This is a genomic window from Amycolatopsis sp. (assembly GCF_036008905.1).
Classification (GTDB): domain Bacteria; phylum Actinomycetota; class Actinomycetes; order Mycobacteriales; family Pseudonocardiaceae; genus Amycolatopsis.
Genome location: NZ_DASYMU010000052.1, coordinates 175,844 through 188,606, shown reverse-complemented (window position 1 = coordinate 188,606; position 12,763 = coordinate 175,844). Strand labels below are relative to the sequence as shown.

Below are 12,763 nucleotides of genomic sequence, written 5' to 3'. Positions count from 1 at the left end.
TACCGGTGAATGACCTTATTGACCACCGCATTCGCCAGTTCTGGACCGCTGACGGCGGCGACGCCGCTCACCTGCCGGTCAGCGCCCTGCGCTGGCTCACCAAGAGGATTGGCACGCTCACCGCGAACACGGTGGTCCCCGAACCGACGGTACCCGCGTCCGCGCTCGGGGAAACGGTTCGAGATGAGTTTGTGGCGTTGGTTGGCAAAAATTACGTGTTGCTCACAGCGGAAGACCGGCTCGGCCGGGCGGGCGGCCTGTCCTATCTGGACCTTTTGCGCCGCCGCGGTGTCGGCACGCCGGAGGTGCCGGACGCGGTCGTGCTGCCCGAAGACCCGGACCAGGTCCAGCGGGTAATCGATATCTGTGTGCGGCACGACGTCGGCGTGGTTCCCTTCGGTGGCGGGACTTCCGTGGTCGGCGGGGTGAACGCGGTGCGGGGTGACAAGTCCGCCGTGATCGCGCTCGACCTCGTACGGCTCGACAAACTCGTGTCGGTCGACCAGGTCTCGCGGATCGCGGTGCTGCAGGCGGGGGTGCGCGGGCCCGAAGCCGAGCGGCTGCTCGCGGAGCATGGGCTGACACTCGGGCATGTGCCGCAGTCGTTCGAACGTGCGACCATCGGCGGATTCGCCGCGACCCGGTCCGCCGGGCAGGCTTCGGCGGGCTACGGCCGATTCGAGGACATGGTTTCGGGTGTCCGGCTGGCCACTCCGCGTGGCGAATGGCGGCTCGGGGTGGCACCCGCGTCGGCGGCCGGACCCGATCTGCGCCAGCTCGCTGTCGGCAGTGAAGGCACGCTCGGCGTGATCACCGAGGTCGCGCTCCGGGTGCGGCCGGCGCCGAAAGTCCACCGGTACGAGGGTTACGTGCTCGACGGCTGGGACAGCGGCTCGGCCGTCGTGCGGGAACTCGCACAGCACGGCGTGCTCGCCGATGTCACCCGGCTGTCCGATGTGGACGAAACCGAGGTTTCGCTGGCACTGAACACCGGCTGGAAGACCACGGTCCTCAAGCGGTACGTCCGGGCCCGTGGGATCGCCGAACCCTGTCAGCTGATCCTGGGCTGGGAAGGCGTCACCACAAAGGACTTCTCGGCTCGCCGCCGGGCCGTCATGGCCGTCCTGAAGTCCTCCGGAGCGGTCCGGATCGGCAAGGCGCTGGGAGAAACCTGGCTGCACGGCAGGTTTTCCGGGCCGCGCCAGCGTGACGCGCTGCTCGATAACGGCGTCTGCGTGGAAACCCTCGAAACCGCCGCGCACTGGTCGAAACTCAGCCAACTGCACGACGACGTCCGCGCCGCGCTCACCGCTTCGCTGGGCGCGCCGATCGTGATGTGCCACGTTTCGCACGCCTATGAAACGGGCGCCTCACTGTATTTCACCGTCATCACCGCCCGCGACGCCACCGATCCAGTCGGGCAGTGGGAGCGCGCTAAGAAGGCCGCAAGCGAGGCGATCACCGGACTCGGCACGATCTCCCACCACCACGCCGTCGGGATTGACCACGCGCCCTACCTCGGTGCGGAGATCGGCGAGATCGGCCTGGACATCCTGCGGGCGGCGAAAAACGCCGTCGACCCGACTGGGATCCTGAACCCGGGCAAGCTCATCGGTGGCTAGTACAACGGTTCCTTGGCGGCCGGGGTCCCACGCTTGTGGGCTTCAGCCGTGAGGTGACACCCGGTTGTCACGCTCAGAGTCGTATTGGTGCCGGTGCCAAAGATGAGTTCGGCGCCTGTGGTGCTCTTGTAGACTGCCTCATGGTCGCCGGGCCGGTCCACGATGATTTCCGGTGCGCCAAACCCATGTTGACCAGCTGTTTCGCCTACCAGCGCGACCGCGCGGGACCATTGACCATCAGGCAGGTTCCCCGGCGACCGGCCGGAGCTGTAGTTGCGCCGCTGACCTTCGGTGGTGATCTCGGTGAATTCTCCGCCGCAGGCGGAGGCACTCGGCTGGCTGTCCTTCGGAATCCACGGTGCGATACCGATCTCGTTGACGAGCTTTTCCCGGATCGAAGCGAGCATGTTCTGGTACTCGGCCTCGACCTGTTCGATATCGGGCCGCTTCATCAGCTCGGCGAACTGGTTGTTCACAGCATCTCCCTTGGGGTCCTCACTGGTGCAGCCACCGAGCAGCAGCGTCAAAGCGCATAACGCCGCCGGGATCGTGAATCGTCGTTTCATCAGTAGGTTCCCGGTACCGGCCAGGACAGCACGTCGCCGAACCCCTTGCCGTCGTCTCGGATGCGATGGTCGGCCATGCCGCCGGTGATCACGCTCATGTTGTACTGGCTCGTGCTGTTGTCATCGAGGTAGTAGCTGTGCCCGGCGGATTCGGTCATTTTCCCACCTCCGGGCAGGGATGTCTCCTTCGCGGAAAGATGTTCCACACCGTCCATATGGCTTGGGTCGATGCCGAAATAGCCGAGGTCGCCGACGGGGTCGTTGCGGCCTTCGATGTAGTACGTGTGGCCACCGGGGACCTTTAGATCGTCGATATTGCTGGTACCAAGGCCCGGTGAGCCGAAGAGCACGGCATCGTCCACACCTGTGTTTTGCTGCAGCGCCAAACCTGTGGTGGTGGAGCCGTATGAATGGCCGAGCGCGGTCAGGTGCGGATCGGTGTCACGAGCCGCATCGATGCCGTTCAGGAAAGGTGCGAGCTTGTTCGCACCCTGCTGGGCTGAGTGGTCGTCGACCACGGAGTTCTCGTCGAACAGGACGCCACCGACAGTCAACTGTGGTGCCTGGTAACCAATCCAGGTCACAGTGGCCACGGATTCGCCGTTGCCGTAGCGGTCTTGCAGGTCTTCCGTGCGGTTCTTGAGGTCGTACATGTTGTGGTCGTAGTCGCCCAAGCTTCCGTTGACCGTGGAGGTCAGCCCGGGTGTGAACACTGAAACATGGGCTGCGGTGTCGACATTGCCATTGGCGACAGCGGCTTCGGCGCGTTCGTCGGTCATGTCCAGCATCAGCAACTGCCGTTCACCAGGCTGCGCCAACGTCTCTTCGATGGCCTTGATGGACTCCAGTTTCGCCTTGACCTCGTCGAGCCGCGCGTCGGCGTTGGTGAAGGTGCCGCCGAACCAGTTGTCGTCGAGGTCGGCTTGCAGCCTGCGCGCTTCGTCCTGGAGCTTGGTCTTCTCCGTCTGCAGCAGCTGCCGGTTCGCTTCGTCGCGGGCACCGAACGGGACACCGTCGCGGTTGCCGATCCAGTCGGGGTGCTGGGCGATGATCTGCCGCTGCTCGGCATCGCTGAGCGAGTCCCACCAGCCCGCGTTGTCGCCGGGCGTTCCGGCGCCGCCCGGTGGCTCCAGTACGGACAGACCGCCTTTGCCCGCACCGTTCTTGGCCGCGCTCGCCAGGTCGGTGGCGCCGCCGTCGTCGATCTCGCCGTTCATCACGCGGCCGAGCAAGGCGTTGAGGTCGGCGTCGATGTCGTTGGCGCGCCGCAGGATCTGCTCGACGCGGTCGACGAGCTCGTTCCTGGTGCGTTCCCGTTCGCGGGCGACGTCGTCGACCTGGTCGGCCGGGACGCTGCGCTTCGCCGAAATATCGGTCACCGAGCCGTCGTCGCCGATGCTGAACTCGCGGGCCCTCGCCAGTGCGTCGGCTTCTTCGACGCCCTGTTTGAGGCCGGTCAGCGCGTCGGCGCCCTGCATCAGCCCGGTGCGTGCGGCGCTGACGCCGGCGACGATCCGTTCCATCCGGTCACTGACCTGGCCACGCTTGGTCGTCGCCGCTTCGGCGGAGATCCCGATCCAGCCGGCGGGCGTGCCCATGTCGACGAACTCGTCCGACAGGCCGAGCAGCTTCTCGCTACAGCCCTTGAGCCGTTGTTCGGCCGCGTCGAGCGGTTCGGGCCGCCACAGTCGCACCTGGCCGTAGGTGGGCATTACTTCGCGCCGACCCGGAAGTCCGCGGCCGCCGCCTGCTCGTTGGCGGCGTACCTGTCGGCGGCCGTGGTCAGCGAGTCGGCGTAGCCCTCGGCCTGCGAGACCCAGCCGGCCAGGTCACCGCGCCAGGCGTTGCCCAGCCTGGTGAACGAGCCGACCACCTGTCCGCCGGGCATCGCCGTCCCGGCGTCCGCGACGGCGTCGGCGAGGTCGACCTTCGCGACCTGACCGCCGGCGGACTTCGCCGCGTCACCGGCTTTGCGAAGCTCCCCGATCTGCGTTTCGTAGCTGCTCAAGACGTCGCCCCCTGCCCTCGGTACCGACTCGGCGCCACTATGACACGGGAGATGTCCCTTTCGTTCCCTTTCCGCGGGAATTCACTACGGAAAGGTGAGTCCATCCGGATGCGGCAGCACGGTGACGTCGAGGCCGTGGGACTCGGCGGCGACACCGACGAGCGCGGAGGCCTCTTGCTGTGGCATCTCGGCGACCCGTATTGGCTTGCCATCGACGAGCAGCGGCAGCCGGATGTCGGCACAGCCGGTGTACGCGAGGACTTCGTCGAGCACGGTGCCGTCCTCCATGGTGATGGTGCCGCTGTTCAGCCGGACGAGCTCGTAGCGGCCGCCGCGGCCTTCGCAGATGTCCAACGCCGAGAGCTGGCCCGGCGTGGCGAACCAGACGGCGTGCTGCTCGACCACGCCCGGCGCCGCGCCGAGGGTGGCCGGGCGCTGGCCGTCGCGGTGGCGCAGGCCGGTCGCCCACATCGCGGCCAGGCCCGCGCACTCGACCTTCACCACCACGACCGGCCCGGTCAGCCCGAATTCTTCACGCAACCAGGTGATCTTCGACGGGCACGCGTTCGAGCCGTAGGACAGCACGGGCTGCCTGTCCCGCCAGCCCTCCGGCGCGGTCTCCAGCGGATACCCGGCACCGTCGAGATGGACGAACGAGCAGTCCGGCCGTGTCCCCGGGTAGGGATCGGCCGGGTACTCGTCGTCTTTGAAGAGGGAACTCAGAAGACCACGACGCTGCGCAGGACGTCCCCGTGGTGCATCCGGTCGAAGGCTCCTTCGACGCCGTCGGCCGCGATCTTCTCGGTGACGAACTTGTCCAGCGGCAGCCGGCCCTTCAGGTAGAGGTCGACGAGCACGGGGAAGTCGCGGGACGGCAGGCAGTCGCCGTACCAGGACGACTTCAGCTGGCCGCCGCGCGAGAAGAAGTCGATCAGCGGCATGTCGTTCAGGCGCATGTCCGGGGTCGGCACGCCGACGAGCACCACGGTGCCCGCGAGATCGCGCGCGTAGAACGCCGAGCGCCAGGTCTCCGGGCGGCCGACCGCGTCGATCACGACGTCGGCGCCGAAGGAGTTCGTCAGCGTCTGGATGGCCTCGACGACCTCGTCCTCGCTCTTGCCCTTGGTGTTCAGCGTGTGCGTGGCGCCGAAACCCTTGGCCCACTCGAGTTTCCGGTCGTCCTGGTCGACGGCGATGATCGTGGTGGCGCCCGCGAGGTTCGCCCCGGCGATGGCCGCGTCACCGACGCCGCCGCAGCCGATGACCGCGACCGAGTCGCCCCTGGTCACCGCGCCGGTGTTGATGGCCGCGCCGAGGCCGGCCATCACACCGCAGCCGAGCAGCCCGGCGACGGCCGGTTCGATCTCGGGGTTCACCTTCGTGCACTGTCCACTGTGGACGAGCGTCTTCTCGAGGAACGCGCCGATGCCCAGGGCGGGGCTGAGCTTGGTGCCGTCGGCGAGCGTCATCGGCTGCGACGCGTTGTGCGTCGAGAAGCAGTACCAGGGCTTGCCACGCTTACAGGCGCGGCAGATCCCGCAGACCGCGCGCCAGTTGAGGATGACGTAGTCACCGGGCGAGATGTCCGTGACACCTTCGCCGACCTTGTCCACGTAACCCGCGGCCTCGTGGCCGAGCAGGAACGGGAACTCGTCGTTGATGCCGCCCAGCTTGTAGTGCAGGTCGGTGTGGCAGACCCCGCACGCCTTGACCGAGACCACGGCCTCGCCGGGCCCGGGATCCGGGACCAGCACGGTCTCCAGCGAGACCGGCTCGCCTTTCGCGAGGGAAACGACACCCTGCACTTCGTACGGCATCTACGACCACCTTCCGGCCCGGCAACATCACAAGGAACAGGATCAAATAACACCCAACCGCAGCTTGCCATGGATCACGCGGACATGGCGAGACGTGCATGAGTGCGCCGAGTGTGAGGTGAACCGCCCGCCCGGACGACACGTGTTCGGGGTATGGAGAGACCGAACACGCTCAACGCGTTGCTCCGAGACCAGACCGGGCACGGCCGGCTCCACCAGGTGGTGAGCCGCGAGTTCGGCCAGGAGCGGCTCGAGGTGCTGCGGCCGAGTGTCGGGCAGCTGGCGAACCGGTTGATCAGCCGGTTCGTGGCGCGTGGCCAGGCCGAACTGATGGAGGATTTCGCCGTCCCGCTGCCGCTGACGATCCGCATGGAGCTGCTCGGCGTGCCCGAAAGCGACCGCGAAAACCTGCGGTACTGGGTGGACGAACCGGGGCAGCAGGACGACGGCCTCGGCTACCTGAGTGATCTCGTCAACCACAAAACCACCCACCCGGGGATCATCGCGACCACGGATCTGCTGGGCAGGCTGTGCCGCGACGAAGGCGGCCCGGAGCGGCTTTCCGACGTCGAACTGGCATCGCTGGCCTGGCTGTTGCTGGTGGACTATCCGGTGACGGCCGGCCTGATCCGGGCCGGCGTGCTCGGTACCGACCTGGTCCGGCCCGCGGACCCCGTCGGCCTCGGGCTGCCGCTCGCGCTGACGGAGGCACGGATCGCCACCGGTTTACTGCGGGAAAGATGCCGGGAGCTCACGACGGGCACGCCCGGCCCGCGTTCGCTCCCGATCACCTTCCTGGCCGCTACGGCGTGATGATGTAGACGATGCCGCCCGGGCCGCCCGCCACCGAACCGCTCGCGGTGTAGCGCTTGGTCCGCTGCCAGATCTTCTCGAACTGGTCGCGCTTGTAGACGTTGCGCACCGCTTCGTTGCTGCTCGACGCCGGGTCGTTGGCGATGACGTCACCCTCTTTGGTGAAGCCGATGATGACCATGAGATGCCCGGCCGTGCCGTAGCCCGCGCCGTCGAGTTCCTCGGCGAGGAACGACTGCGACGTGATCACCGGGATGCCACGGGCGATGTAGCCTTCGAGCTCGTTGAGCGAGTGCAGCCGCGTGACGTGCCCGCGCAGGCCGAGGCTCGCGGCGTAAGCGGTGTTGAACGGCCAGTTGCCGGTGCCGTCGTAGGCGTAGTCGAAGGTGTGCCGGGCCGCGTAGGCGACTGTCGGATCGACGTAACCGTCCGGGATCCACGACATGTCGGACTTCTTCGGGTGCTTGCCCCAGTACTCCGCGACCATCTCGGTCGACGTCGGGCTGCACCAGTTCTCGCCGCCACCGCCGTACTCCGGGAAGTCGCCCTTGTGGAGGTTCTGCGCGTACGGCGGCACGGGCAGCTCGATCCCGGCCGCGTGCGAAGGCTTCGTCGGCTGCACCTCGAACCGGTCCGGCACCTGCGACGTCATCGCGCCGACCGAGGTCAGCTCCGGCGTCGCGTGCGTGCCCGCCTCGCGGTAGAGGATCACGCGCAGCTGGTACGAGCGGAGTGCGATCCCGGCCTTCGTGGCCAGCGTGTCGACGTCGACAGCGGCGTTCGCGTCGCTCTGGCCGTCGACGCTGGTGCGCTTGATGTCGGCGTCGCCGGTGGCCCACCGGCCCATCGAGTACCAACCGGTCTCGTCGCCGGTGGTGGTCTGGACCTTCACCTCGACCTGCAGCCAGGTCTTGGCCGGGGTGGTGGCGTTCCACGAGGCGATGAGCTGCGTCGCGTCGAAACCGTGGCGGTACGACGGCGACGTCCACTGACCGTATTCATAGGTGCGGGTCGTGCCGAGCGATGGCTCGCTGTGCTCGACGCTGCCGATCGGCCTGCCCATGCGCAGCGCGCCACGATCCGTTGTCAGGCCGTCGAAATCGCCGTCACGGAAATCGCGTGGCCCGCCCCATTCGTGGTAGTCGACCGATTCGTCCGCTCTCGGGATCGGCTGCGCTTCCGCCACCTGCGTGCTCACGACGGTCATGAGCGCGACCGTACACAGCGTTATGGAAATCCCTGCACGCATGGGGGTACTCCGTCCCTGGGGTGTCAGGGATTTTCGCCTACTTGGGCCTTCAGGTAAATAAGGCCCGCCGCATTCGTTATAGGACGGCTTGGCTCTGGGTCACCTTGGCGACGAGCTTGCCCGCGTCGTCGTGGATCTCGGTCTCGACGACGATCACGCGGCGTCCCGCGTGCAGGGGACGCGACGTGGCCACGGCGTGCCCGTCACGGATCGCGCGGAGGAAATTCGTCTTCGACTCGATCGTCGTGGTGCCCTGGCCGCCCTCGGGCAGGTTGAGGAACGCGCACACCGCGCCGTTCGCGTCGGCCAGCGACATCAGGGCGCCACCGTGCAGCACTCCACCGAGCGTGCACAGGTTTTCCGCCCAGGCGAGCCGGCTGCGGACGACGTCGGCGGAGTGTTCGAGGACCTCGATGCCGAGCTGGACGGTGAACGGCATCGTCTGGTGGAAGAGCGCGGTGCCCGCGGTATCGGTCATGCTCGTGAGCTTGCCCGAAGTCGCGGGGCTTCGCGATTACGTCGGAGGTAAGGATTCGGCACAAGTGTCGCCCAGCCGTCGACGGCCGGTTCGAGGACCCAGCCACCGGGCCAGATGCGGCGGGCCTCGACGTCCGTGCGGACGGTGGCGTCCTCGAACTGGGCACAGCAGGCGAACTCGGTGCCGCCGAAGCGCGCGCCTTCTTCGAACTTGGCCCCCTGGAAGAAGGCGTGTGTGCCGAAGCTCGCGTAGTAGAACCCGGCGGTTCCGGTGAACCGCGTGCCCTGGAACCTCGCCGGGCCGACGAACTTGGTGCGGGTACAGATCATCCGGCGGACCGTGCGCGCGTTCAGATGCCAGTCGCGCAGGGTCGCGCCGGTGAAGTCGAGATCGGTGTCCGGCCAGAACTTGGTGTCGTCAGCGGTGTCGAGATGCGCGATGAGGATGCGCTGCGCGGCCATGCGTACCTGGTATTCCTCGGTTTTCATGGCTTCCTCGTTCGTCTGGCCGTCGATCGGTTCGGGCATCCGGAGGTAGGCGCAGAACACGTTGACGACGGTCTGGCGCTGGTTGGGGGCGTCCTGCGCCAGGCGTTCCAGCGCGTAGAGGCCCGCGAGGCGCACAGGTGCCTTGTCGGAGCCGAGTTGCTCCGCGGATTTCGTGTACAACTCGGTGATCCTGCGCTCGGCCATGTCGTGCCGGGTGTCCGCCGCGCCCCGTTCCTTCTGCTCCAGGTCGAGCTCGGCGGACCGCTGGCGGCGCGCGGCGAGCAGCAGTGCGGCCGCCCCGCCCGTGCCGACGACGATGCTCGCGGCGGTCCGGATCGCGTCCAGCCGCGAGTTGTCCTGGCTGCTGCCGGAACCGAAGTTGGCCAGCAGCAACCACACCGAACCGGACGCGACCAGTAGCACGAGGGCCGCGCCGGTCCAGATGGCCACCGGCGTCAAGGCACGGGACTTTTCTTTCACCGGGCCATCTTGCCGTGCTACCTGAGCGGGTGTGGGAGAACCAGCTCGGTGTTCTGGTCGGGACCCGAGCCTTGACGGCCGAGGTCGACGTGGATGTCGTTGTAGGACAGCTCCCGGTACAGCGACGCAAGCGCTTGCGGGGACCGGTCGTCGTAGCTCACGGCGCGCCATCTGTCGACAGATGGCGGTCTCTCTCGCGCGAGACTTCAGCCGTTCAGGCCGGTGTGGGTGACGCCTTTGACCAGGTAGCGCTGCAGGGCGACGAAGAGGATCACGATCGGCAGGATCGACACGGCCGCGGCGAGGAACAGCAGGTTCGTCTTGGGGTTCTGCGACGTCAGCAGCCCGGACAGCGCGACCTGCACGGTCCACGAAGACGGGTCCTGCGCGATGATCAGCGGCCACAGGAACGCGTTCCACGCGCCGATGAAGTTGATCACCGCGAGCGCGGCGAAGAAGCCGGGCGAGTTCGGCACGACGATCCGCCAGAACACACCCCACCGGCTCAGGCCGTCCATCCGGCCCGCTTCCTCCAGTTCCAGCGGGAAGTCCAGAAAGTACTGCCGGAACAGGAAAACGGTAAACGCGCTGAACAGCCCGGGGATGATCAGGCCGCGCAGATCCGAAATCCACCCGAGGCTCGACACGACCACGAAACTCGGCACGAAAGTCACCGAAGTCGGGATCATGAGCGTCGCGATCACCGCGTAGAGCACCTTGTTCGAGTGCCGGTAAGGAATCCGCGCCAGCCCGTATCCGGCGAGCGAGCACAGCAGCAACTGCCCGAGCGTTTGCAGCGTCGCCACCACGGTCGAGTTGAGCAGACTGCGTGCGAAGGGGACTTCGGTGCTGTCAAACAGCTGGGTGAGGTTTTCCCAATGCAGTTCCGACGGAAAGAAGGTCCAGTTCGGCGCGGTGATTTCCGTGCGGGTCGACAAACCGTTGCGCAGCAGCAGATAGAACGGCAGCACGAACAACACCGCCGCGATGATCAGCGCGGCCCAGCGCAGGAATTTCACGATCCCACCCGCGTGAACCGGAAGATCTTGCCCTGCAACAAGGTCACCAAAGTGATCAGCAGCGCGAGAATGACCGCGCCCGCGCTGCCCCGGCCGAGATCTTGGCCGCCCGAGCCGAGCGAGGTGTAGTACAGATAAACCAGTGGCGGACGGGCGAACGGCGGATAGCCGCGAGAGTCACCCATGATGTTGTAGAACTCGTCGAAAGCCTGATAGGCGTTGATCAGATTCAGCAGCAGCACCGCGACGGCCGTGGCCCGCAGCTGCGGCAAAGTGATGTACCGCAACGTCTGCCAGCCCGGCTTCGCGCCGTCGAGCCACGCGGCTTCGTACAAATGCTCCGGAATCCGTTGCAGCGCGGCGATGAACAGGATCATGTAGAACCCGAGTTGCAGCCACAGCCGGGCCGTCACCAGTACGACCCAGTACAGCGGCGGGTTCACCGTGCCCGTCCACGCGACCGGGTCGACGCCGAACACGCCGAGCACCGAGTTCACCAAGCCGTACCGCACGCCCGAGAACAGCGACGTCTTCCACACCAGTGAAGCCACGACGTAGGAGCACGCGAACGGCAGGAAGAACACCGAGCGGAAGAACGCCCGCGCGACTTCGAGCCGGTTCACCGCGAGCGCCAACGCCAGCGAGAGCACGAACGTCACCGGCACGATCAGCACCGCGAACACGCTGAAAGTGCCCAGGCTGGAAAGGAAAGCTTCGTTTCCCAGCATGGCGACGTAGTTGTCCAGCCCCACGAAAGTCGTCGGGCTGACGGTGTTGCGCGCGTCGAAGAAGCTGAGGTACGCGCTCCACCCGATCGGCAGGTACGCGAAAATCGCCAGGCCGATCAGGAAAGGGCCGACGAACAGCCAGAAGGCGCGGGCGTTACGGCCCTTCATCAGCCGAACAGGCGCTTCAACTCGGCTTTGGCGGTATCGACGGCTTTGCGTGTTTCGTCCGCTGGGTCCGCGCCTTCCTTCGCGATCTTGGCGACGGCGTCGGCGAGCGCGGTGTTCGACTGCGCTGTCCACACCGGACCGCCGACGAGATGGCTGTTCTCCTTGACGAACCGGGCGACGTCGGAAGCGGGCCCCAGTTTCAGGTTCTCCGCGCGGTCGATGAGGCTCGTGCGGGCCGGGACGTGGAAGCCGTACTTCGTCGCGAATTCGAGTTGGTCGGCGGTCTGGTCGATCCACAGCCACTTGACGAAATCCTTGGCCGCGGCCACATTCGGGCTCCTGGCGTTGACCATCGCGCCGTACGCCCCGACCGGCACCGAGGGTGCGCCGCTGCCGTCGAGCTTCGGGAACGCCAGCACGCCGAAGTCGTCCTTGAGTGCGTCTTGGATCTTCGGCATGTTCCACAGCCCCGTCCACTGCATCGCGGCGAGGCCGTCGATGAACGCGGCGGGATCGGACCAGTCCGTCGGCGCGCCGAGCAGGAGAGAGTTGTTCGTGTTGAGCGTGCGCAGTTTGCCGAACGCCGTCGCCGCGCGGGGATCGTCGAAGCCGACCGTGCGGTTGTCCTTGCCGAGATAGTCGAGCCCCGCCGACCACAGCAGCGGCCCGGTGAGCACGCCGACACCACCGTCGTTGCCGGCGAACAGGCCTTTGACGTTGTCCTTGGTCAGCTTGGCCGCCGCGTCGATGAGTTCGTCGACGGTCTGCGGCGGCTGGACGCCGGCCGCCGCCAGCAAACTCTTGCGGTAGAACAACACCTGCGTGTCGGTCGCCTGCGGGATGCCGTAGGCCTTGCCCTCGACGGTCTGCGCGGCGAGTACCGACGGGCTGAAATCACCTTTGACCGGCGCGATGATGTCGTCCAGCGGGACGACCTGGTTCTGCCGGACCCAGTCGATTTTCACCTGGGCCTCGAAAAGGTCCGGCACCGCACTGTTCTGCAGCGCGGTGACGATTTTCGAGTCGTAGTCGCCGGGGTTCCACTGAACGGAGATCTTGGCTTTGTCGTAGCCCGCGGCGAACCGTTTCACCGCGTCCTGGACGCCGTCCTCGCCATAGGCGTGGTACCACTGCGAGAGCTTGGGTTTCGGCGGTGCCGTCGGCGCGGAAGAGGCTGTCGACGGCGGTGCTACCCCTTGTCGCCCGGTATTGGACCCGCAGGCTGAAGCCGCTGCCCCGATCGCGGCCATGCTTGCCAACGACAAAAACCCGCGCCGACTGCGCTCCATCCCCGCCCTCCACCTTTCCGACGAAAATGCCTCTGAAG

Annotated in this window: 14 protein-coding genes; 2 read left to right on the top strand and 12 right to left on the bottom strand. The window is 66.8% G+C overall.

The window, feature by feature from the left end; all coding sequences use genetic code 11:
- The first annotated feature begins 5 nt into the window (after positions 1 to 5).
- Positions 6 to 1,622 carry an FAD-binding oxidoreductase gene (locus VGP60_RS10885; RefSeq protein ID WP_327547789.1) on the top strand — a complete coding sequence of 539 codons (1,617 nt, stop codon included), beginning with the start codon at positions 6 to 8 and terminating at the stop codon, positions 1,620 to 1,622.
- Here VGP60_RS10885 and VGP60_RS10880 read toward each other — a convergent pair.
- The 5 genes from VGP60_RS10880 to VGP60_RS10860 all read right to left on the bottom strand — a co-directional run bounded on the left by VGP60_RS10880 (position 1,619) and on the right by VGP60_RS10860 (position 6,013).
- On the bottom strand, positions 1,619 to 2,188 hold the full coding sequence (locus VGP60_RS10880) for an LppA family lipoprotein (RefSeq protein WP_327547788.1): 570 nt from the start codon (positions 2,186 to 2,188) through the stop codon (positions 1,619 to 1,621). The genes VGP60_RS10885 and VGP60_RS10880 overlap by 4 nt on opposite strands.
- Positions 2,188 to 3,900, bottom strand: coding sequence for an alpha/beta hydrolase (locus VGP60_RS10875; protein WP_327547787.1), 1,713 nt, complete (start codon positions 3,898 to 3,900; stop codon positions 2,188 to 2,190). Before VGP60_RS10875 ends, VGP60_RS10880 begins: the two co-directional genes overlap by 1 nt.
- The gene (locus VGP60_RS10870; protein ID WP_327547786.1) at positions 3,900 to 4,196 is read right to left on the bottom strand and encodes a hypothetical protein; all 297 of its coding nucleotides are present in this window, start codon (positions 4,194 to 4,196) and stop codon (positions 3,900 to 3,902) included. The genes VGP60_RS10875 and VGP60_RS10870 overlap by 1 nt, the downstream gene beginning before the upstream one ends.
- Before the next feature lie 84 nt (positions 4,197 to 4,280).
- Positions 4,281 to 4,781 (bottom strand): gamma-glutamylcyclotransferase, encoded by a 501-nt coding sequence (locus VGP60_RS10865; RefSeq protein ID WP_327547785.1) that lies wholly within the window; start codon positions 4,779 to 4,781, stop codon positions 4,281 to 4,283.
- 134 nt (positions 4,782 to 4,915) lie between these two features.
- Positions 4,916 to 6,013 carry an S-(hydroxymethyl)mycothiol dehydrogenase gene (locus VGP60_RS10860; RefSeq protein ID WP_327547784.1) on the bottom strand — a complete coding sequence of 366 codons (1,098 nt, stop codon included), beginning with the start codon at positions 6,011 to 6,013 and terminating at the stop codon, positions 4,916 to 4,918.
- Between the two features lie 153 nt (positions 6,014 to 6,166).
- Here VGP60_RS10860 and VGP60_RS10855 point away from each other — a divergent pair, with 153 nt between their 5' ends.
- Positions 6,167 to 6,826: a hypothetical protein gene (locus VGP60_RS10855; protein ID WP_327547783.1), complete on the top strand. Its 660-nt coding sequence runs from the start codon at positions 6,167 to 6,169 to the stop codon at positions 6,824 to 6,826.
- Here the strand turns inward: VGP60_RS10855 and VGP60_RS10850 are convergent.
- The 7 genes from VGP60_RS10850 to VGP60_RS10820 form a co-directional block, all read right to left on the bottom strand.
- A complete protein-coding gene (locus VGP60_RS10850; RefSeq protein ID WP_414640318.1) occupies positions 6,816 to 8,033 on the bottom strand; it encodes a peptidase C39 family protein in 1,218 nt (405 codons plus the stop codon). The two genes, VGP60_RS10855 and VGP60_RS10850, sit on opposite strands and share 11 nt — an antisense overlap.
- 118 nt (positions 8,034 to 8,151) lie before the next feature.
- Positions 8,152 to 8,553, bottom strand: coding sequence for a PaaI family thioesterase (locus tag VGP60_RS10845; protein ID WP_327547781.1), 402 nt, complete (start codon positions 8,551 to 8,553; stop codon positions 8,152 to 8,154).
- On the bottom strand, positions 8,550 to 9,521 hold the full coding sequence (locus tag VGP60_RS10840; protein ID WP_327547780.1) for a pentapeptide repeat-containing protein: 972 nt from the start codon (positions 9,519 to 9,521) through the stop codon (positions 8,550 to 8,552). Before VGP60_RS10840 ends, VGP60_RS10845 begins: the two co-directional genes overlap by 4 nt.
- A 17-nt stretch (positions 9,522 to 9,538) precedes the next feature.
- Positions 9,539 to 9,682: a hypothetical protein gene (locus VGP60_RS10835; protein WP_327547848.1), complete on the bottom strand. Its 144-nt coding sequence runs from the start codon at positions 9,680 to 9,682 to the stop codon at positions 9,539 to 9,541.
- A gap of 45 nt (positions 9,683 to 9,727) precedes the next feature.
- Positions 9,728 to 10,510, bottom strand: coding sequence for a carbohydrate ABC transporter permease (locus VGP60_RS10830; protein ID WP_414640323.1), 783 nt, complete (start codon positions 10,508 to 10,510; stop codon positions 9,728 to 9,730).
- A gap of 26 nt (positions 10,511 to 10,536) precedes the next feature.
- Positions 10,537 to 11,436: a sugar ABC transporter permease gene (locus tag VGP60_RS10825; protein ID WP_327547779.1), complete on the bottom strand. Its 900-nt coding sequence runs from the start codon at positions 11,434 to 11,436 to the stop codon at positions 10,537 to 10,539.
- Positions 11,436 to 12,725, bottom strand: coding sequence for a sugar ABC transporter substrate-binding protein (locus VGP60_RS10820; RefSeq protein ID WP_327547778.1), 1,290 nt, complete (start codon positions 12,723 to 12,725; stop codon positions 11,436 to 11,438). Before VGP60_RS10820 ends, VGP60_RS10825 begins: the two co-directional genes overlap by 1 nt.
- Positions 12,726 to 12,763: the final 38 nt, after the last annotated feature.

Bases quoted from the DNA above. Each gene is read 5' to 3' on its own strand.
- VGP60_RS10880 (WP_327547788.1), bottom strand. From the start codon at position 2,188: ATGAAACGACGATTCACGATCCCGGCGGCGTTATGCGCTTTGACGCTG.
- VGP60_RS10875 (WP_327547787.1), bottom strand. From the start codon at position 3,900: ATGCCCACCTACGGCCAGGTGCGACTGTGGCGGCCCGAACCGCTCGAC.
- VGP60_RS10860 (WP_327547784.1), bottom strand. From the start codon at position 6,013: ATGCCGTACGAAGTGCAGGGTGTCGTTTCCCTCGCGAAAGGCGAGCCG.
- VGP60_RS10855 (WP_327547783.1), top strand. From the start codon at position 6,167: ATGGAGAGACCGAACACGCTCAACGCGTTGCTCCGAGACCAGACCGGG.
- VGP60_RS10850 (WP_414640318.1), bottom strand. From the start codon at position 8,033: ATGACCGTCGTGAGCACGCAGGTGGCGGAAGCGCAGCCGATCCCGAGA.
- VGP60_RS10845 (WP_327547781.1), bottom strand. From the start codon at position 8,553: ATGACCGATACCGCGGGCACCGCGCTCTTCCACCAGACGATGCCGTTC.
- VGP60_RS10825 (WP_327547779.1), bottom strand. From the start codon at position 11,436: ATGAAGGGCCGTAACGCCCGCGCCTTCTGGCTGTTCGTCGGCCCTTTC.
- VGP60_RS10820 (WP_327547778.1), bottom strand. From the start codon at position 12,725: ATGGAGCGCAGTCGGCGCGGGTTTTTGTCGTTGGCAAGCATGGCCGCG.